This is a genomic window from Formosa algae (assembly GCF_001439665.1).
In the GTDB taxonomy this organism is placed as follows: Bacteria; Bacteroidota; Bacteroidia; order Flavobacteriales; family Flavobacteriaceae; genus Formosa; species Formosa algae.
This window is the reverse complement of record NZ_LMAK01000014.1, coordinates 134,521-155,019: the sequence shown is the minus strand read 5'-3', so window position 1 is coordinate 155,019 and position 20,499 is coordinate 134,521. Positions and strand designations below refer to the sequence as shown.

General features: G+C 33.6%; 13 protein-coding genes. 6 read left to right on the top strand and 7 right to left on the bottom strand.

Features of this window, described 5'->3' with window-relative positions:
* Positions 1–9 precede the first annotated feature (9 nt).
* Positions 10–3,300, bottom strand: coding sequence for a SusC/RagA family TonB-linked outer membrane protein (locus tag AST99_RS05590; RefSeq protein ID WP_057780036.1), 3,291 nt, complete (start codon positions 3,298–3,300; stop codon positions 10–12).
* Positions 3,301–3,465: 165 nt separating this feature from the next.
* Positions 3,466–4,650 (bottom strand): FecR family protein, encoded by a 1,185-nt coding sequence (locus AST99_RS05585; protein ID WP_057780034.1) that lies wholly within the window; start codon positions 4,648–4,650, stop codon positions 3,466–3,468.
* Positions 4,651–4,907: 257 nt separating this feature from the next.
* Here AST99_RS05585 and AST99_RS05580 point away from each other — a divergent pair, with 257 nt between their 5' ends.
* Entirely contained in the window at positions 4,908–5,528 is a 621-nt protein-coding gene (locus tag AST99_RS05580) for an RNA polymerase sigma factor (RefSeq protein ID WP_057780033.1), read from the top strand.
* 191 nt (positions 5,529–5,719) lie between these two features.
* Positions 5,720–7,438 carry a hypothetical protein gene (locus AST99_RS05575; RefSeq protein WP_198151411.1) on the top strand — a complete coding sequence of 573 codons (1,719 nt, stop codon included), beginning with the start codon at positions 5,720–5,722 and terminating at the stop codon, positions 7,436–7,438.
* Between the two features lie 73 nt (positions 7,439–7,511).
* On the opposite strand, the gene AST99_RS05570 is transcribed toward AST99_RS05575, so the two are convergent.
* Positions 7,512–9,101 carry a 4Fe-4S binding protein gene (locus tag AST99_RS05570; protein ID WP_057780029.1) on the bottom strand — a complete coding sequence of 530 codons (1,590 nt, stop codon included), beginning with the start codon at positions 9,099–9,101 and terminating at the stop codon, positions 7,512–7,514.
* 1 nt (position 9,102) lies between these two features.
* Entirely contained in the window at positions 9,103–10,407 is a 1,305-nt protein-coding gene (locus AST99_RS05565; RefSeq protein ID WP_057780027.1) for an NAD(P)/FAD-dependent oxidoreductase, read from the bottom strand.
* Positions 10,408–10,600: 193 nt separating this feature from the next.
* Here AST99_RS05565 and AST99_RS05560 point away from each other — a divergent pair, with 193 nt between their 5' ends.
* The gene (locus AST99_RS05560; protein ID WP_232301584.1) at positions 10,601–11,653 is read left to right on the top strand and encodes a glycoside hydrolase family 113; all 1,053 of its coding nucleotides are present in this window, start codon (positions 10,601–10,603) and stop codon (positions 11,651–11,653) included.
* On the opposite strand, the gene AST99_RS05555 is transcribed toward AST99_RS05560, so the two are convergent.
* A complete protein-coding gene (locus tag AST99_RS05555) occupies positions 11,622–12,104 on the bottom strand; it encodes a glycosyltransferase (RefSeq protein ID WP_057780023.1) in 483 nt (160 codons plus the stop codon). The two genes, AST99_RS05560 and AST99_RS05555, sit on opposite strands and share 32 nt — an antisense overlap.
* Positions 12,105–12,107: 3 nt before the next feature.
* Positions 12,108–13,295: a response regulator gene (locus AST99_RS05550; protein ID WP_057780021.1), complete on the bottom strand. Its 1,188-nt coding sequence runs from the start codon at positions 13,293–13,295 to the stop codon at positions 12,108–12,110.
* A 181-nt stretch (positions 13,296–13,476) separates the two neighbouring features.
* Between AST99_RS05550 and AST99_RS05545 the strand changes: the two genes are divergently transcribed.
* Genes AST99_RS05545 through AST99_RS05535 form a run of 3 tightly spaced genes read left to right on the top strand, consistent with a single transcriptional unit; the run spans position 13,477 to position 19,294 of the window.
* Positions 13,477–16,566 (top strand): hypothetical protein, encoded by a 3,090-nt coding sequence (locus tag AST99_RS05545; protein ID WP_057780019.1) that lies wholly within the window; start codon positions 13,477–13,479, stop codon positions 16,564–16,566.
* Positions 16,566–17,783, top strand: coding sequence for a hypothetical protein (locus AST99_RS05540; RefSeq protein WP_057780017.1), 1,218 nt, complete (start codon positions 16,566–16,568; stop codon positions 17,781–17,783). The genes AST99_RS05545 and AST99_RS05540 overlap by 1 nt, the downstream gene beginning before the upstream one ends.
* Entirely contained in the window at positions 17,777–19,294 is a 1,518-nt protein-coding gene (locus AST99_RS05535; protein ID WP_057780015.1) for a glycoside hydrolase family 2 TIM barrel-domain containing protein, read from the top strand. Before AST99_RS05540 ends, AST99_RS05535 begins: the two co-directional genes overlap by 7 nt.
* Here AST99_RS05535 and AST99_RS05530 read toward each other — a convergent pair.
* The gene (locus AST99_RS05530; protein WP_057780013.1) at positions 19,284–20,495 is read right to left on the bottom strand and encodes a glycosyltransferase; all 1,212 of its coding nucleotides are present in this window, start codon (positions 20,493–20,495) and stop codon (positions 19,284–19,286) included. The two genes, AST99_RS05535 and AST99_RS05530, sit on opposite strands and share 11 nt — an antisense overlap.
* Positions 20,496–20,499: the final 4 nt, after the last annotated feature.

Below are 20,499 nucleotides of genomic sequence, written 5' to 3'. Positions count from 1 at the left end.
TTGGTTTGGTTAGAAACTAAAATTTAGATTTAATAAAAACTTTCTTGTTGGACTGTATCGTGTAGAATCTGTAAACGGATACTCGAAACTAATGTCTGAATCTCCAAAAGAATAATTTGTAATAACTGCTAAATTTTCTACTGATGCATTTATCGTAAATTCTTTAAATACTCGTCCTAAGAAAGCTTCTGGAAATGTGTAACCTATGGTTAATTTCTGAATCTTTAAGTAGCTAGCATCTTCTAAGTAAAAAGAAGAGGTTCCGCTAAAATTATAAATATCTCCATATATTAATTGCGGTATATCTGCTTGATCTCCTGCATTTTCCCAACGTTTTAAGTCTTGCCATTTTGTAAGCTTAAATCTATTGGTATTAAAATCACTTGCATTCCAATCTACATAGTTGTAAACCGTTTGCCCTAATGCAAAACTTGTTAAGATATTTAAATGAAAATTTTTGTATTTAAAATAGTTAGCAAAACCACCCGTCAGTTTAGGATAAGCAGAAGAAGTTGTAATATAACTAGCCTCAGACTGATAGTTTGTAGTGGTTACTAAAGCAGGTGTTGTGGTATCGTTTCCGTTTATTTTATTACCATCTGCATCTTCCCAACGTGTATAAATTGGTGCTCCTGTTTGGGTGTCTACTCCTTGATATTCTGGCAAATAAAAGCTTCTTAAAGAATGTCCTTCTCTAATAATCATGTTTTCATCAATTATATCTTCTCCCCCTTCTAATTCTAAGACTTCATTTCTATTAATATTGAAATTGAAATTTGTTTTCCATGAAAATTCACCTTCAATATTCGTTGTAATTAAAGATAAATCTATACCTCTGTTACGAATAGACCCAATGTTACGAATCTGACTTGTAAAGCCTGTAGTGGCCTCTAGAGGTACGGACTGTAATAAGTCATCGTTTATACGGTTATAAAAGTTAACTTCTAAAGATGCGCGGTTAAAAATACTAATGTCTAATCCTAAATTGAATTTACGAGCCGTTTCCCAAGTTAAGTCTGGGTTAGGTAAACGTGATGGCCAAGCCCCTGAATCGCCATTATAACCAGAAGACGTTGTGAATGAATAGGTTCCCATAGACAAATACGACTCTATATTTGCATTTCCTGTAGTACCATAACTCATTCTCACTTTTAATAAATCCAGCCAAGAATCGGTATCTTTTAAGAAATTCTCTTTATTAACCATCCAGCTACCTCCTATGGAATAAAACGTTCCCCAACGATCATTTTCTCCAAATACAGAAGATGCATCACGCCTTAATGAACCTACTAAATAATATTTGTTTTTGTAATCGTAATCTAACTGTCCGAAATACGATAAGAAACCTGATTCTTCCAGATCTCCGCTTACAGATCTTGCAGTACCTACAGAACTTAAAGCGGTTAAATCTCCTACGATTCCTGTACCTACAGCTTCTACATAACGGGTTTGATCATAATTATACTCTTGTCCCAAAATGGCATTGAAATTATGGTCTCCAAAACTTTTATTAAGATGTAACGTATTGGAAGTTATAACACCTAAACCATAACTATAAACCCATTCCATATACCCATCGTAATTATATCCAACCCATGTCATATTTGAATAAGCCATAGAATGATCAGAACCTGTAAGTTCCACTCTGTTAGAGGTATTAAATCTTGCCCAATCTGTTATTTTATAATCCAATTCGAACATTAGAGTCGTTCCCCAATATTTTTTACTATTTTCAGACTCTTCGCGTTCTAGCATATAGTTAACTCCTGTACCACGATACCAAATAGGAACTTGACTAATATCCATAGCTGGTGTTGGAGTAACTCCGTCTGGTAAAAAAGCAGAATCTAAAGGCACATTCTGATACGCTTGGGTGTAAGGGCTCGGCCAATTAAATTCGGATTTTTCACCGTATTGTGCCGTCATTCTAATATTAGTCGTTAATTTATCAGAAATTTTATGACTTAAATTTCCTCTAAAATTGTATTGATTATTATAAGTATCTAATGCTGTTCCTTTTTCTCTGTTTAAAGAGGCACTTACATAAAAGGTAGTTCTGTCTGAACCTCCAGACATAGAAAGCTGCGTTTGATTTAAAGATCCTGTACGTAACAATAAATCTGTCCAATCTGTAGTATAATCTAGTGCACTTTCTGGAACCACACTGTTTCTGTATTCTTCAAATGTTTGACTGGTAAAATCTGTATTTCCTTCAGACACTCTTAAATTATATAGGTTTTCCATTGCTGTAGACCATTGCCCATACAAACCTTCTGCATCATACACTTCTACTCTATCGTCCCAATTAGAAGTTGGACCAAAAGTACTATTTACAGATACTTTAAATTCTCCTGCTTTTCCGTCTTTAGTTGTAATAACAATTACACCATTCGCCGCACGAGAACCATAAAGACCAGTTGCTGCTGCATCTCTTAAAATAGAAATTGACTTTACATCTTTAGGATCATATTGTCCCCCAATAATACCATCTACAACAGTTAGAGGAGAACTATCGGCTTCTAAAGATCCCATCCCTTGAATAACCATAGAGGCACTTTGACCAGGTTCTCCGCTCGTACCTGAAATCTGCATTCCGGGTACTCTACCTTGTAATACATCCTGAATATTTGTTGAGCTAATTGAACTTTCTAATTCTTCTTGAGAAATTATAGATACTGAAGAAGATAATTCTGATTTCTTTTTTCTCCCGTACCCCACAACTACAATTTCGTCTAAACCTGCTGCATCTACATCAAGTGTAATAGAAAAATTAGTTTCACCATTTAAGCTGATTTCTTTTGTGGAATATCCCAAATAAGAGACTAAAATTTTACCACCATTGCTACTCACATTAAGTGTAAATTTACCATCTATATCTGTAGTTACTCCATTGCTAGTGCCTTTTTCAATAACACTAGCTCCTGGTAAAGGCATATTGGCTTCATCTAAAACTTCTCCAGAAATAATAATTTGTTGCTGTTTTTTTCGTTTAGTGTTCTTTTTTACAACAACAGTATTATTAGCTTCTAACTGTATTTCAAAATCACCTTGAGATAAACTTCTGTTTAATAAATCATTTGCAGGTTGTACACCTTGTTTAACATTAATTTCTGGAAGATCTTTAAATAAACTTTCCTGATAAATAAACTTGTAATCTGTCTGTTTCATAATGAGTTCAAAAACCTGATCTACCGTTAATGTTGTTTCGGATTCAATATAGATTTCTGGATTCTGAGATAACACGTCTGTTGGCGTAAAACCAAAAATGACTGAAACATATAAAAAAAGTAATGTTCTCATAATGTTTAGCATAAGTCTCTTTATAAAACTAAAGAGAATACTGTTTAATTTAATTTTCATAAATTTGTTAATTAATTGATTATAATTTTAATTGATTAGTGATTAAAAAAGGGGATATAGTTTCTACTTTGCACGGTCTTAACTTCATTCCCTTTACTTTTTTATTTAATTTAGAATGAGGGTTTTGTCATATAAATTGTAGCTTTTAATTATACTTAGGTTTTTAATTATTTCTAGTATTTCTGTAAGGTCTTGATGCTTGCCTAAAACACCTTTAAACGTTATCTCTTCAAGATTTTTGTTTTCAAACTGAACATCGACATCATACCATCTCGAAATTATTTTCATAATATCTTTTAAAGAATCTCCTTTAAAATAAAAAAGACCATCGCGCCACGATATTTCAGATTGCACATCGACATTAGCTATGGTTACATTATTATTCAATAAGTTTAAGGTGAGTTTTTGATTAGGGACTAAATCTTTATGGTTGTCTTTAGAGTCTACCACAACTTTTCCTTCTACTAGCGTAGTGTAAATCTTAGACTCGTCTCTGTATGCTTTAATATTAAACGCTGTCCCTAAAACTTCGACACTCTGATTTTGGTTATAGACTTTAAACTTGGCACCAGCATGTTTACTACTCGGAGATACATCAAAATAAGCTTCACCATACACTAACTCTACTTGTCGTGTTTGACCTGCAACAAAAGCTGTTGGAAATTTTAACTGAGATTCTGAATTTAACCAAACTTCAGTTTCATCGGCTAATTTCACATAATACTGTCCGCCTCTTGGTACTGTTAAAAAGTTAAATTTAACGTCTGAAATAGTTTGGGTGTTTGGATCTATATCAGACGTATTATAAACAAGTTGTTCGCCATTACTCTGTACCTGATTCGTTTTGTAATTTATTTGATCTGTAAGTACCACTTCGGTACCGTCTTCCAAAGTTAAAACAGCCTTATTTGTACCTGCAGTTACAGGTTTAGAGTTTACAATCGTTGTATTAGGCAGTGCATGTTCTACTTGATCTGAGTGTTTAAAAAACAGAATACTCAGAGAAATAAGTAATAAAACGGAAGCCGCAGCCGCGTAATGGTAAAACTGAATCGTTTTCTTTTCAGGAGCTTTTGGCGTTAAATGAAGTTCTGTGACAATGCTTTTCCAGATACGTTCTGTATCTTCATTAGGCTCTAAGGTATCTTGTATAATGTCTTCATTTAATTCAGGGTTCCACTGCTCTATAGTATATTGCTCTTTTTCGGTAGCACGTCCATCAAAATAGCGCTCTAGTAGTTTAATAACCCAAATTAATTCTAACCATTTTCTTGTATTGGTAGTCTTCATTTATATAATAGATCTGTGCTTTTAGGCATTCATCTATATATCGTATTCAAGTCTTATTTTTTTCCCTCTACAGCCGTTAACAAAACGTTATGCTAAATAACGCCCTGTATTTCAATTATTTAAATTTAAAAATTAGTTAAAATCATGTAAAAAGTAGCTTTTTAAAAAACCTATCATAACATTTTATTAATCTACTTATCAAAATTTCAGCCTAAAAAACATACTATGTTTGTAGTTATAAAGCACTCCCTAAAAAAATGTATCGTTCAGATCAGGATTTACTTCTAGCTATTTATGATAATAAAGACGAAAAAGCATTTAAAGTCTTTTATGATAGGTATGCCAAATTATTATTAAACTGGGCAACTAAACGTACAGGAAATAGGGATTTGGCAGAAGATATTGTACAAAATTTCTGGGTTATTTTCTGGTCTAAATCTCATGCGATTAAAACAGACGACTTTGGAGTTTCAAGAACCTATTTAATCCATTATTTTACTTACAGAATGTTAGATTACCTACGTACTTCTGCTTCTAAATTTTTAGGTTCTGAATTTGTTTTAGAATCTATGGCAAACGAAGACGGTTATTTGCATATTATTGAAGACATTCAGGTTAAAGACATGTTAGATATGATAGATCGTGTTTTAATAGATTTTCCAACACTCACTCAAGATATATTTAAATCGATTTGGGAACATAATCTATCTGTAAAAGACACCTCTAAATCTTTTGGAGTAAGTGAAAAAGTGGTGAGAACACATTATAAAAAAGTATTGTCTGTAATACAAGATCAGACCAAAACATTTATTGGTACACAATCTAAATCGTTTAAATTATTTCTTGAAATTATAATTTTAGTGGGATTACTAAAATAACAGACTACACTTTCACTAGTTATTGACGTGAATTCCTTATTAAATTTTGACCGAATTCAGCCGCCTTTTAGTTGGGTTAAATAATAAATTAATGGAGCACAATTCATAGTTTAATATGCGCTATTTTAGTATTTGGTAAACTTTGTTGTTTAATAATCATGACATCGTTTAAAAAACACCGTCGAACACATATGATTTCAAATGAAACCAATCCTAAATCCCTAGAATTTTTGAATTTTTATTCGTTCTTCACGAAGTATTCACTTATGGAAGAATACGGGTTTAGTTCTGGAATTATAAACCGATTTTATAGGAAAATACTACCTAATATCCCTGAACCTAACACGGTGGAATATGTATTACTGAAAAAAGAAAATCCGGTTTCTTATGTGTTATCCCTAATCGATTTTAAAACCATATCAAGAAGTCATACGTCCAAACAACTGGATCTAAGTATTAAAGCGCTTTGTGCTAAAGTTGTCGCCTTTGGTTTAGACAGTAATATTAAGGCTAAAAGTGATTATCTAGAATTAAACACTGAACCATTTATAGTTTTACTCGAAAAAATTAATCATTTATCTCATTGCGAACGAGAAGATACTTTAGATTTAATAAACACATTAAAAGATATAGAGCGTCTTATAATCGATTTAAGGAAAAACAAAAATAAGATTGGTACTAGTCTTCATTTAACGCTTACAACAAGACGAATTCTAGAATATACCACAAGAATTAAAGAATTACTTTTTCTAAAACTCAATATTTCTTCTGAAAAATATTGGAAAAACATCTTAACAGATTTTATTACCTATGCGAAACACAAGGATAGTATTAGACGTTATATTAGCAGACATTCCGATTTATTAGCCATAGAAATTGTTGAACACAATTCTAATAAAGGTGAAAAATATATTGCTGAAACCCGTAAAGAGTATTGGAACTTCTTTAACAGATCTTTGTTTGGCGGAAGCATAATTGCCCTGTTTGCATTTATAAAATTAATTTTAACCTCTTACGACGCAACAGAATTTACACATGCCCTATTGTATAGCTTAAACTATGCTTTGTGTTTTATAATTGTAAAAGAATTAGGCGGAATTATTGCGACTAAACAGCCTGCAATGACAGCTACTACCCTTGCAAAAAACATTGATAAAGAAGGGAATATGAAATACGATTCCATAAAAAGTATTATTTATATTGTTAGAAAAGTATTTAGGAGTCAGTTTATTTCTGTGATGGGAAACTTTATTATGGCCATACTATTTGCCTGTGGGTTAATGTTTATCTTACAGCAAATAGACACACAATACGTGAATAAAATGGTGAAGCCCGAGTATTTAATTAGTAAAATACTTCCTAACACACAATTGCTGTTCTTTGCCGCAATGGCTGGGTTTTTCTTAGCATTATCAGGTTTAATTTCTGGTTATGTAGATAATAAAGTTATTGCTTCTAAAGTAGCACACCGTATTAGTAATAATAAATTATTCTTCAATAGTAATCGCTTAGCAACTTTTTTTGAAAAGAAAGCTGGTACTTTCTTTGGGAATATTAGTCTTGGATTTTTTCTAGGATCATCATTCTTACTCAGTCATATTTTTCCTTTCGAAATAGACATTAGACACGTTGCCTTTAGTTCTGCAAATCTAGGTTTTGCGATCATGAATTATGATTTTAGTATCAAAATTATGTTACTAGGTATTAGTGGAGCTTTACTAATTGGTCTGGTGAATTTTATTGTTAGTTTTTCAATCACCTTCTATTTAGCATTAAAATCTAGAGGTGTAAACTTTAGATTACTCCCAAAAGTGCTCTTTAATATTTTTAAGGATATGTGTTTTCATCCGTTTCACTATTTCATTAAAATAGAAAAAGAACCCATAACTACGACTTCTAAAAACGAATAAATTATCAGTGTAATATCCTTTTAAAGTATAAAACACTGATAATTTAAACTAGAGTTAAAAACTACTCTTCTTCTTATTTATTATTAAGTAAATCCATTAAATCTACATCATTTCCTAAAAGTACTTCTGTAGGATTAATTCGTCCTTTCATAGAATCGTTTTCTAATTTTAAAACACCTCTTGGGCAGACTGCAGAACAAATTCCACAACCTACACAACTAGAACGTACAATGTTTTCACCTTTCTGTGCATAGGCTCTAACATCTATTCCCATTTCGCAACTGTTAGAACAGTTTCCACAAGAAATACATTGTCCGCCATTGGTTGTAATTCTAAATTTAGAAAATAAACGTTGTTGGAATCCTAAGATTGCCGCCATAGGACAACCAAAACGACACCAAGAACGGTTTCCTAAAATAGGATAAAACCCAGTTCCGATAACTCCTGAGAAAATAGAACCAATATATAATCCGTAAGCAGAACGTAAAGCTCCTGCTTTTATATAAAATAAATGATCTGTAGTTCCTGTGTAGTGCATAATTAATAACAAAGCAATTACAACAGCATAACCAATTGCTCCCATTTTAGCATCTTTACCTAGCTCTTGTCTTTTAAAGTACATTACGGCAGCAAATACCACTGTTAACAACCCAATGACTAATGAAATAAATACACCTCGGGTTAACCAAAAATCGTTTTTTTCATAACCTAAATACGAGTATACCATGGCAACCGTCATTACGATAGAGAAAACCAATACCGTATGTATTAACCAGCGTTCTATTTTCCAAGCATACATTTTTTTAGAGGATAACTGTCTGAAAGAATCCCCTGCAGTTTCCGCTAAACCACCACAACCACAAACCCAAGAACAGTACCAACGCTTCCCGTATTTATAAGTTAAAATAGGTGTAATTACAAAAATGGATAACAAACCAAATAAGAGTAAGGCAATACCAATATTTCCTGTTGAAAGAAATCCTTTTACAGACCATTCATCAAAAATATAGTAGTTAAGTGGCCATATACTTTTAAGGTCGTAATACGGTAAATCGTTATTCATAACGTACATGAATTCTGGAATCAGAAAGGCAAAACCCAATTGAAAAAACATCACAGAACCCGTACGTAATTGCTGATAGCGATTATGTCTGTATTTTAATAAAAACTTATATCCGAAAGCTAAAATAGCCACAGTATACAGTACGCCATATACAAACCACTGACTAGCATCTCTCCCACTTAATAACTGACTTAAAGGATCGAAAAACCCGATTAAACCTGAGTTTGCTTCCCCGTTTGTACCAAGGCCTAAATACGTTGGAAAGAAATATAATACAATATAAAAAGTCGTTAACAGCACACCAAGCATCCACCCCAAAACTCCACGAGAAGAAATGGATTTAAACCAAACACCGTCGTTTTTTATCCCCTCTAATTTGGTAAGATACGCCGATCTAGAATATAGAATGACACCTCCAAATATGGCGCCTAATGAAAGTGTTAAAAACAGTCCTTTGTTAGGAAAATTAGTATTAAAAAGTGCCAAAGCCAATATAAATAAGCCAACAACACCTATAGCCAGTGCAATTTTTTGTGTGTTAGTAATGTTTAATGCATCGGGTTGAGCCAATGACATACTATGATTTATTTTATTACTCATGTTATATAGTTTGTAATTGGTTAGTGTAGGCGTTTAAAATTTCAGTTTCAAATTTAGAATAGAATTCAGGATCGAAATTAGCTTCTGCGAGATGATTCATAACATAATCTACATCTCGATTTTCGGTAAGCCAACGGTCAAACACCTCATGACGCATTCGAATTCCGAAAGTATTTATGCCTAAAAACGTATTCGTATCTTTGTGATACGCCACTGTAATGCATTTAGTATCGTCTGTATGTTTCCAATGAAAATGTGCTTCAAATTCCGACTTATTTCTATCACTAAATACCCAACCGTACGTTTGGTATTCGATATCTAAAAATTTTGCAGAATTAAACCAATGTCCAGGTTTATATTCCATTTTATTACCGCAAATAGTTTGTGCCAAAACTTCTCCCATCATACGTCCTGTATACCAAACAGCTTCTATTGGTCGTCTATTCCCTATAGCTTCATGCTGTTCTGCACAATCTCCAATCGCATAAATATCTGGGAGGTTTGTTTCTAAAAAGCGATTCACTTTTACACCGCGACCTATTTCAATATCAGATTCTCTTAAAAAATCAATGTTTGGTGCCACACCAGCAGTAAGACCAACAACATTGCACGGAATCTCTTCTCCTGTTTCTTCAATAATTATGGATTTTACTTTACCATCTGCATCAGAAACAATTTCTTTTAAGTTTGTAGACAACCTAAGATCTATATGATGATTTTTTATATGACGATTAATCATTTCACTTTCACCACTCGGTAACACCCCATTCCAAAAACTATCTTCCCTTACCAGAAAAGTTACGGGAATACCACGACTATTAAGCATTTCTGCCATTTCAATACCTATCAAGCCTCCACCAACAATAACGGCGCGTTTACAAACGTCTTTATTGGGTGCATACTTTTCTAAATTCTCTAGATCTTGTTTATGGTACATCCCCATAACACCTTCCAAATCCTGACCTGGCCAGCCAAACTTATTCGGTTTGCTTCCTGTCGCTATCACAAGTTTATCGTACTGCAATGTATCGCCTTCTGCAAAATGAAGTGTTTTTGTATCTGTATCGACTTGCTTTACAAACCCTTGCTTTAATTCGATTCTATTTTTTTCCCAAAACCAATTTTCATAAGGCTGCGTATGCTCAAACTTCATATGTCCCATATAAATATACATGAGTGCAGTACGTGAGAAAAAGTATTCAGTCTCTCCAGAAATTATAGTAATCTTTTTATCAGAATTTTTTCTAATGTGTCGTGCTAGTGTCACTCCTGAAATTCCGTTTCCAATAATGGCAATATGTTCCATAGATTTAATTGTTATCCAATGTTAGGTCGAACTTAAAGGTAATAACTTATAAGCTGCTTCTAATTTAGAAAGTGTTTAAATTACACAGGCGTTGTAAGGTTTTTAAACAAGTGATGACGTGCATAATTTTTATCGTTTTTAAAAGAAAAGTCTAAATGAAATCTTAAACTTTAGTAAAACTTTAAAATAATGGTTGACTGATTTATACTACATTCGAAGTTCAGAAAAAGACGCCATGCATATATTTAACCGTTTATTTTTTTTATTTCTATTCAGTATACTTTCTTGTCAGAATGAAACACCTAAAATTAACGGTGTCAGTTTTGTTGCTTCAAGAGACACGGTAAGCGATAATCATATTACACCACTTGTAAATATTCATTCCAATTATGCCGCTGTTATGCCTTTTGGATTTATTCGCGATCTTAATCACCCCGAAGTACAATACAATACGCAAAGACAATGGTTTGGCGAAACTAAATCTGGTGCAAAATATTATATAGAGAAATTACAAAAGCAAAACATTAAAGTGATGCTTAAACCACAAATATGGGTCAGACACGGCGAATTTACAGGACATATTACCATGACTAATGAAGACCATTGGAACACTTTAGAAAGCACTTACGCTAATTTTATTTTAGACTATGCGAAACTAGCAGAAACGGCTCATGTAGATATGTTTTGTATTGGTACCGAATTAGAGCAATTTATTACGGCTAGACCTGAATTTTGGAAATCTTTAATAGTGGATGTTAAAAAGGTGTATTCTGGAAAATTAACCTATGCTGCCAATTGGGATGAATTTGAAGACACACCGTTTTGGGATAGCTTAGACTATATTGGTGTTAATGCATACTTTCCTGTAAGTCCGAATAAAACACCTAGTTATGAAGATGCCATGGCAGGCTTAAAGAAATATAAAACCTTAGTTTCTGAATTTTCCACAACTAATAACAAACCTATTTTATTTACAGAGTTTGGATACAGAAGTGTGGATTATAGTGGTAAAGCACCTTGGAATAGTGATCGTGCTATGACTACAGTAAATCTGGATGCACAAGTAAATTGCACGAAAGCATTGTTTGATACCTTTTGGGCTGAAAAATGGTTTGCTGGAGGATTTGTTTGGAAATGGTTTATTAATCATGATCAATCTGGTGGAGAAAACGACTCAAGGTTTACACCACAAAACAAACCTGTAGAACAGGTGATTAAAACGTATTACAATCAGTTTTCTCAATAGTATTGTGAGCAAATATTTCCCAATCTGTTAAAGAAAAAATATTCTTAAATAAGTTACGCTGAAACGGTTTTTGCTCTTGCGCTTGGTTGTAAGTAAACATGAGTTCATGTTGCGCTTTGATTAACAACATGATTTTAATAAAATAATTTGGATTTAAATTGGCATCGAAATTTAAGTATCCAATATATTTTAAATCGTTATTTTTAGAGAGGTATCTCACGCCTGCTTTTATTGCTGGATCTATACCTCTATATTTTTTAATATCGATTAAAGAGAGCCCTTCGTCATTACGATCTTCAAGCATTTTAAGCTTTTCAAAAGTATTGTCTTTACTACCATTATTAATTAAGCTCAATTTTACATATTTAGGAAAATTTGATAAACTCTCCAATAAACGAGAACTAATGTGTTTTTCGGTATTAAAAAAAATAATTAATATCCCAATCTTCATAGTCTAATCGTTATGGATTACTTTCAAATTTGCAGTCTCTGCTTTAATAGTCTGTTTTCCTTTATACACCCAAGCAATCTGAGCTAATTGCCCAATAATTTTCATAGAATCTTTCATAGATAATTTAGAACCATCAGCATGAATCCAACGTTTTAAAGGTTGTTCACACAACATACTTTTTGCTTGTTTTAAACCGAAATGATTACTCATTCTTTTAAAGATTTCAACATCAAAAATCCATTGGGTTACGAATTTTTCTCCAAACGCAATATTAATGACATCTTTACTAAAGATTTTTGCACCACATTGTGTGTCTTTAAAATCCATTTTTAGAATCTTTCTAATGATATAATTGATGCTTAAACTGATTATTTTTCGAGCAGATTCTTTGGTAATATTGGCACCCATTCTAGAGATTCGGGATCCACTTACAATTTTGAAATCGGACGTTTCAATGGTTTTAACTAAATCATCAAAATCGGCTAAGTCGGTAGATAAATCGGCATCTAAGAACCCTATATAGTCTAAATCTTCTTTTTTAGCCATATGCAACATGCCTAAACGCACAGCTTCAGCCTTACCACCATTTTTTTCACAATCGTACACGGTAATAAAATCTTCTCGTCCTTGTTGCAAATCTTTTAAGATATTTAAGGTATCATCTTTACTGCCATCATTCACAAAACATAAATGGTAACCTGTATTTTTATCAATATAATCTGTAAATTCTTTTCTTAATAAACGTGCTTCTTCGTTATAACATGGAATAACAACGCCTACACAACGTTCTTGAATCATAACATCTGTATTCGTTATACGATGCTCCATTGCAGGCGCTCCTATTAAACGTTTTACACGAGCACTAATCTCATTAAGACTTAATGGCTTTTTCATATAGTCATTAATCCCCAATTCAAAACCTTTAGTTATAGTTTCGTCTTTTGTATTACCAGATAACACCATAATTGGAGTCTGATCATTATTTGTAATTCTAACGTATCTGACAACTTCTAAACCAGAAATTCCAGATAAATTTATATCTACAATAATTAAATCTGGTTTTATGGTATCATACAAATCCATACCGTCAGATGCATTGCTTGCGGTGCTTACTCCATAACCCAATTCGGTTAATCGTTTTTGTAAAGGCAATAAAACTAATTGTTGGTCGTCTATAGCAAGAATTTTCATAATGTGGTTATTTTATCATTTTAAACAGTTCAAAAGTACTGTAGAAGCTGCTTTTATTTTTCTTATTTAGATTAACTCATATTGATGTGTCGACGAATGGTAGTTTGCTTTAGGTGATTAAAAATCGAACCCCTATTAAAATTATATATCTTTACCATATCGTTACAGCTTAGGCTTAAAAATGAAGGAAACCTCAAATAAATACTTAATAGCAGCCCTACTCTTAGGATTGGCTTTTCATGGAAGTGCCATATTTTTCACTTTGGAAACTACTTATGATGCCTTAATCCATTTGTTCTTTGCAGATCATTATGCGAATAGTTGGTTTGAACCTTGGAACTATGAATGGTATACGGGTTTTACAGTGCAAAGCTATCCGCCTTTAGTACATCAATCTATTGCCTTACTCTCAATGATTGGGGGCTTAAAGTTTGGAATGTTTAGTGTGGCCTTAATTGCAATAGTCTTATTTATTACTGGTGCTTATCGGTTTTCATTACTCATGACGGGGAACAAAACCGTAGCGGGTTATGCCGCTCTTTTGGCGGTGTTCTCATCTTCTTTTGTAGAAACGCTTCATATTTTTGGGCAATTGCCTAGTATTGTTGGTGTCTCGGTGTTAATGCATGCCTTACCCGAAATTTATTTATGGTTAAAAACCGGTAAGAAATGGTATTTAGCAACCAGTCTGTCACTCATTGCCGTTACCGTAACATCACATCATGTAACCCCTATTTTTGGAATGGTCTTTTTTATCTTTCCGTTAATAGGTATGGTAATTATGGATGTCTCGAGAGCGCAAGTGAACTCTATGAAAGAGGTCACCTTCAAACTCTTTTTAAATAGCTTTTTCAAACTTTTTAAACGGATTGTAAGCTTCGGCATGTTGTCTTTAGTTTTAATTATTGGCTGTATTTTTCCGTATTGGTTAAACTCAAAAGCCAATCCTATTACGCAAGTTCCGATTCCGCATGGTTCTCGCGATAATTTTTTAGAAATCACATCCTCAGGACTCGTCTTCTTTTTAATTCCTTGGGGAATCTTGTTAGTCTTGTTACCTTATATCTTTTACAGATATTACAGCAAACGCTATCTGTTTTTTGGTTTATCCGTTACCATTTGTACTATTTTGGGTACTGGTGGCACCACGCCTATTCCTTTAAAAATATTAGGTGAAACTGCTTTTAATATTTTGACTTTAGACCGCTTTACACTTTGGGCGTCTATTCTATCCATTCCATTAATGGGTGAATTTACCTATCGCTTTGTTGAAGGCGATTTAAAAGAATTGATTCAGTCTAAATTTGGCGCGGTCTATCACCGAATAATTGGTGGTATTTTAGCGGGATTAGCTGTATTTATGGTGGTGTTTACCATGAGTTTAAATTACTTCAGACCATCGCAACCGCAGAAAATTAAGATGTTACCCATTGTGAATTTCTTAAACCAAGATGACCATGATAAATGGCGTTTTTTAACCTTAGGTTTTGGCGACCAAATGGCTTGGCTTAGTGCACAAACCAATGCTATGACAGTTGACGGTAACTACCATTCAGCAAGACGTTTACCAGAACTCACCACACGACCAATTGAACGTTTAGAGAACTCGAAGTTTAAAGGAGTGGCCGGCATTGGGTCCTTACAACAATTTTTAACGACGCCTGAAAAATACAATCTCAAATACATTTTTTCTAACGATAAGTTTTACGACCCTATCCTCTACTTCTGTGGTTGGCAACGGTTACGCCAATTAGAAAACGGCATCATGGTTTGGGAACGGCTTAATATTCCGCCAGTGTCATCTATTTTACCCAAAGAAGATGTAGCCAAATGGCTTAAAATTCATTGGGGAATAGTACCATTTTTAACCGTATTAATCGCCTTTGTTTTAAACATACAAATGCTCTGGGTAAACATGCTAAAAACGCGCTTTAAACCTATTCCAGATTTTTTAAAATACTCGGTGAGCTACCATAAATTTAACAGGAACGTTCTGCGTGTCACGCATATTTGGTCGGTGTTTTTGGCGATTATATTATGTTATGGCCTCTATCTATTCTATCTTAAAAATGACTCACAACGCAGTCCTGAAAATGCCATTATCGCCTATTACGATGCTTTAGATTTTAAGGAATTTGAAAAAGCTCACCAATTGATAGATCCCAATAGTAATTTGCCAATTGCTCAGTATATGTTGGAAATTTCGGTGACAGATGGTTTATTAAGTAGTTATGCTAAAATGGATGCCATTGAAACAGAAATCACACAACTTAACGATAGTACGGCTTCTGCAAAAGTGACCACCCAATGGATAACACCTTTAGAAAAAATTGAAAAGATAGATTATAAAACCCTATCTAAACATCGTAAAAAATGGTATTTACACCCCGACGATTTAAATAACGATTTACCACCAGACCAATTGTACTCGGCTAATGCCACTAAATATTTTAATCAAGGGCGACGCCGTATTACCACCGAACAAACCCATCACGAAGACATTTTAAAACAACCTGTTTTAGAAGTCGTTTCGGCTAAATTGGTGCAATACGATGGACATTATGCCATTATTGGTGAAGTTCAAAATATAGATAATGTGCCAGCAGACGTGATTTTAAAAGGCACCTTATATAACGACGATAATAAAGAACTGGCGACTTACAATGCTAAATACCATATGAAACATAAGTTGATGCCTAAAGAGTCGACCAGTTTCCGTATTAATTTTGAAGGTATTGCCTGGTCTAAAACACAAGATTCTATTCCAGATACGTTTAATCCGGATGAATTTACACCTGTAGAGTTTGAAGAACAACCTACCAAATTTAACTTACAAGCGGCAGGAAATGTCTCTGGGTCCGATTTATATAAAAGTGTCGTCTTAAGCGCTATCAATATTAAAGATAAAACTATAAGCGGAAACTTATTTAATAGTGGTATTCAAGAAATTACGATACCTCAGCTATTAATTACGTATTACGATGAGCAGAAAAACATGCTTTGGGTAGATCATGCTTTTGTAAAAGAAGGGGTACGCCAACAACGGAAACAAGATTTTGAATATCCGATGTTGCATGCAGGCAAAGTGACGTTGATAAATGATGATATGACTAATATTTTTGTCAACGGCTTACCTAACGCTGCTATTGCTGGTAAAATAGTACCCAATAGAATTGACAATCATACGACATCTCAATTACAAAAAATTGAACATCCCAATTTTAGTTATATTAAAATAGAAATAAACACATATATAGGAAGTCCGAATTAATGCCATTTAAACACACATATTTGTTCCTTTTAGGATTGATACTATTATCATCTTTTTCTGTTGTACAATACAGTGAAACAACTCAACCTATCCAATTGATTACCACACAAACCGATTATAACGTTGGTGATAGTGTTGTTTTAAAATTCTCTACATCGGAAGGCGAGCACCCACTACTCTATTGTTCTAACAGTTATGGGTCTACTTTGTTGACTGGGGAATTAAATGCGAATATCCTTCAATATAAAATTCCAGAAAACATCAGTAAAAAGAGAGGTGCTGTAAGTTGGAAACTACTAGATAAAACAATGTCGCTATCAGGGACGTTTACCATGAATCCAAAAGCTGAAGTGGCAACTATGGAAACCTATATTGGGCCGCCAAGTATAGAAGCTGGTGGTACAGATTATACCATGTTGGTGGTGATTCCTACCGATTCTTTAGATAATCCGGTGCCGACAAATACTTTGGTAAATGCTAAGCATCAATTTTTAGCATCAGAAGAAACTACAGACATTTTCACTAAGAATCTAATTGCGTATAAAAACATATATTCTAAACAAGAAAGCGGACGTATGTTAGTGTCTTCAGAAAGTTTAGGTATCAACTCAAAAGAATTCACGATTAATGTTTCTGCTGCCATTCCTACAGATTTTACTATTTCGGCAACACGTCCTCATGCCTATGCCGACGGTAATCAGATTACAACATTTTCAACATCTATTATAAAAGACAAACAGAATAATGTGGTGAGTGATGGTACATATGTTACGTTTTTTATCACCAATCAAAAACAAAATATTCTAAAAACCACAGGAACAACAATTGATGGTATTGCCCAAGCAAAAATTATACATCCAGATTATAAAGATGCTTGGACTGTTAAAGCCTACGTCGATGGTATGGCAGAAAGCGAAAGTATTGCATTACAATACAAATCTGTTATTGAAGATTATAATGTAAAATTTTCAGAGCAAAACAGAAGCATTACGGTTGGGCCTTTACAAAGTTTTATGGGACAAATGATTCCGGATGGTTTACATGTAAAACTTCATATATATAAAACAAATAAACACATTGAAACTCTGACCAAAACATCGTTTAATGGGTATGTCAATTTCAATTTAAAACCCGCTATTTACAGTAATGGCAACTATAATTTCAGTATAGAAACGGCTGGAATAACGAAACAATTCAATACTAAAAAACTATGGTAGGTCTTAATAAAAACATACTACGTACCATTTTAATTATCTCTTATATTATGGTTATTGCCTTAATTATTTCGGGCCTTAGCGCTGTATTTAGCTACCTCAATACAGGTGCAGACCGAAGCAGCATGTTACATACCGAAATTCAGAAAGTAGAACAATACATGCCTCAATTGGTGTGGGAACCTTTACAAAACGAAGGACGTCCCATGGACAACGAAAACCTAAACGCTTTACAAAACGATTATTTAGATGCGTGGTATGTAAAACAAATTGCTTATAAAACCAATAAAACAGCAGGTATCAAAGACTATTATACCGATAGTGCACGAAAAAACCTGTTCGACTTTATAGCCTTAAATAAAGCGGAAGACATCACAATTGATGCTACCACTTTAAAGCATCATCCGACTTTAGAATTTTTTAGTGAAGATGGTCAATTAGCCGTTATTACAGATAGAAATGTGGTAGAATACAAAAGCGTGTTTAAAGCGGAACAATTGGTTTTGGAAACCACAGAAACTTCGACCTATAAAATGGTGTTTTTACTAGAAGATGGTTTTTGGCGCATTCGACATTTGGTTAAAGAACACAGTGAACCCTACACGTTTGATACCGAACCAATCAATACGGCTAATTTAGATATTAAAGGTATAAATTACTATCCGCAAGCCAATCCTTGGGATATGTTTGGCGACGATTTTTCGACCTCAATCCTATCAAAAGATTTTGACATTATTAAAAATGCTGGACTAAATTCGGTGCGTATTTTTGTACAATACGAAGATTTTGGCAAAGCAAACGTAAAACCCGAAAAGCTAGAAAAACTAAAACAAACTTTAGACTTAGCTGAAGCTCATAGTTTAAAAGTTGTCTTAACTTTATTCGATTTTTATGGGGATTATTCGGTGATGGATTGGACATTAAATCAGCGTCATGCAGAAACTATTGTATCGACTTTCAAGAACCACAAGGCACTTCTTGCTTGGGACATTAAAAACGAACCCAATTTAGATTTTGAATCGAGAGGTAAACCTAATGTTATTGCGTGGTTAGATAATATGATAGATTTTGTAAAATCTGTAGATGCTTCGCACCCCGTAACTATTGGCTGGTCTAATACCCAAAGTGCACCAATTTTAAAAGATAAAGTTGATATCGTTTCCTTTCATTATTACGAAAATTTAGAGCATTTAAATGACGCTATAAAAACCCTTAAAACCGAAATCCCGAACAAACCTTTGGTTTTACAGGAATTTGGGCTATCCTCTTATTCAGGATTATGGAAACCTAATGGAGCTTCAGACGAAGACCAAGCTAATTACCACAAAAAAATCCAAGAACATATTGCAGCTAATAATTTGCAATTTATGTCTTGGACACTTTACGATTTTACATACATACCAAAAGCAGTTGTAGGGAGTTTACCATGGCGAAAAAACGCACAAGAACATTATGGATTTATAGACAAAAACGGGCAAACAAAACCCGCCTTTGATTATATAGCTAAGCCATAATTTCTTTCTTATTAGTTAGTTCTATTTTTTTTTCGATGATCTCCTTAAATGTTTCTAAGTACATGTCAGTTATTTTACTCATAGGTAAAGCTGTTGCTGCTTTATAATTGGCTTGACCTAATGCAATTCTATATCCGTTATTAGTTACAATATTTTCTATTGCAACGGCTAAACTTTCAACACTATTCGGATCAAAAAACTCTCCTTTATAGCCTTCTTCTTTAACTAAACTAGCTAAGTCACCTAAATCTGGCATCACTACTGCTTTACCATAACTTCCAGCCTGATGCAACACCCCAGAACTTCCGGTTGTAGAGGTATATGGAAAAACAACTACAGCACTTTCATTAAACAAAGTTGGCACTTCATGTTCTTCTACATAACCCGTAAATCTAATCTGAGGGACGTGTTTATAGTCCTCTTGCACTTGAGCCAAATATCCAGGTACATTTGGGTTATCTGTTCCAGCAATAACAACCTCTATATCTAATCCCGTATTTGCACGGACTAATTCTACAGCTTCAATCATGCCTTCAACTTTTTTATAAGTTCCAAACTTCCCAAAAGTCATTACTTTTAAAGGTCCATCTGCTAAACTATAATCTTGTTCAACAGGCACTTCAAAAGTCCCATGAGGAATTAACTTTATGTTTGGCGCTAAGTATTTTGCTTCTAATGTGGTGACGTATTTCTGCATAGTAACGGCAACAACATCTGCATGAAGAATAAATTCGGTTAAGGTTGTTCCTATAAATCCGTAAATGTTTTGCATTAACTTACTTGAAGTAAAGCCTGCACTTTTTAAATCTACTTCTTCAAGGATGTTATGTAACAATACTACATTAGGAATCTTTTTCAATTTACATACTAAAGGCAATAACAATCCTAAAGCTGCTGCTATTTTCTTATCACCAAATTTCATAAACTGTAAATTAAATAATACAGCATCTGGCTTTGTTTTATTGATGGCACGATTTACAGAAAATAACGTAGTGTAGCTATTAAACGACCAACATTCTTTTACAGTAATCTTACAACCGGCTTCTGTAAATTCTAAATCTTTATCACCTTCAGTTTTATCTGTCAGTAAAATTAATTCAGTGATATCTTGTTTTTGTCTGAAGTGCTTTACCAAATGATAAGCATATTCGTTTAAGGTGACTTTACTTGGAGGGAAGGCGGTTACAATAGCTAATTTCATGATT

What these genes read in the sequence shown, in the direction of transcription:
- AST99_RS05590 (WP_057780036.1), bottom strand. Translation starts at nt 3,300, where the DNA reads ATGAGAACATTACTTTTTTTATATGTTTCAGTCATTTTTGGTTTTACG.
- AST99_RS05585 (WP_057780034.1), bottom strand. Translation starts at nt 4,650, where the DNA reads ATGAAGACTACCAATACAAGAAAATGGTTAGAATTAATTTGGGTTATT.
- AST99_RS05580 (WP_057780033.1), top strand. Translation starts at nt 4,908, where the DNA reads ATGTATCGTTCAGATCAGGATTTACTTCTAGCTATTTATGATAATAAA.
- AST99_RS05575 (WP_198151411.1), top strand. Translation starts at nt 5,720, where the DNA reads ATGATTTCAAATGAAACCAATCCTAAATCCCTAGAATTTTTGAATTTT.
- AST99_RS05570 (WP_057780029.1), bottom strand. Translation starts at nt 9,101, where the DNA reads ATGAGTAATAAAATAAATCATAGTATGTCATTGGCTCAACCCGATGCA.
- AST99_RS05565 (WP_057780027.1), bottom strand. Translation starts at nt 10,407, where the DNA reads ATGGAACATATTGCCATTATTGGAAACGGAATTTCAGGAGTGACACTA.
- AST99_RS05555 (WP_057780023.1), bottom strand. Translation starts at nt 12,104, where the DNA reads ATGAAGATTGGGATATTAATTATTTTTTTTAATACCGAAAAACACATT.
- AST99_RS05550 (WP_057780021.1), bottom strand. Translation starts at nt 13,295, where the DNA reads ATGAAAATTCTTGCTATAGACGACCAACAATTAGTTTTATTGCCTTTA.
- AST99_RS05545 (WP_057780019.1), top strand. Translation starts at nt 13,477, where the DNA reads ATGAAGGAAACCTCAAATAAATACTTAATAGCAGCCCTACTCTTAGGA.
- AST99_RS05540 (WP_057780017.1), top strand. Translation starts at nt 16,566, where the DNA reads ATGCCATTTAAACACACATATTTGTTCCTTTTAGGATTGATACTATTA.
- AST99_RS05535 (WP_057780015.1), top strand. Translation starts at nt 17,777, where the DNA reads ATGGTAGGTCTTAATAAAAACATACTACGTACCATTTTAATTATCTCT.
- AST99_RS05530 (WP_057780013.1), bottom strand. Translation starts at nt 20,495, where the DNA reads ATGAAATTAGCTATTGTAACCGCCTTCCCTCCAAGTAAAGTCACCTTA.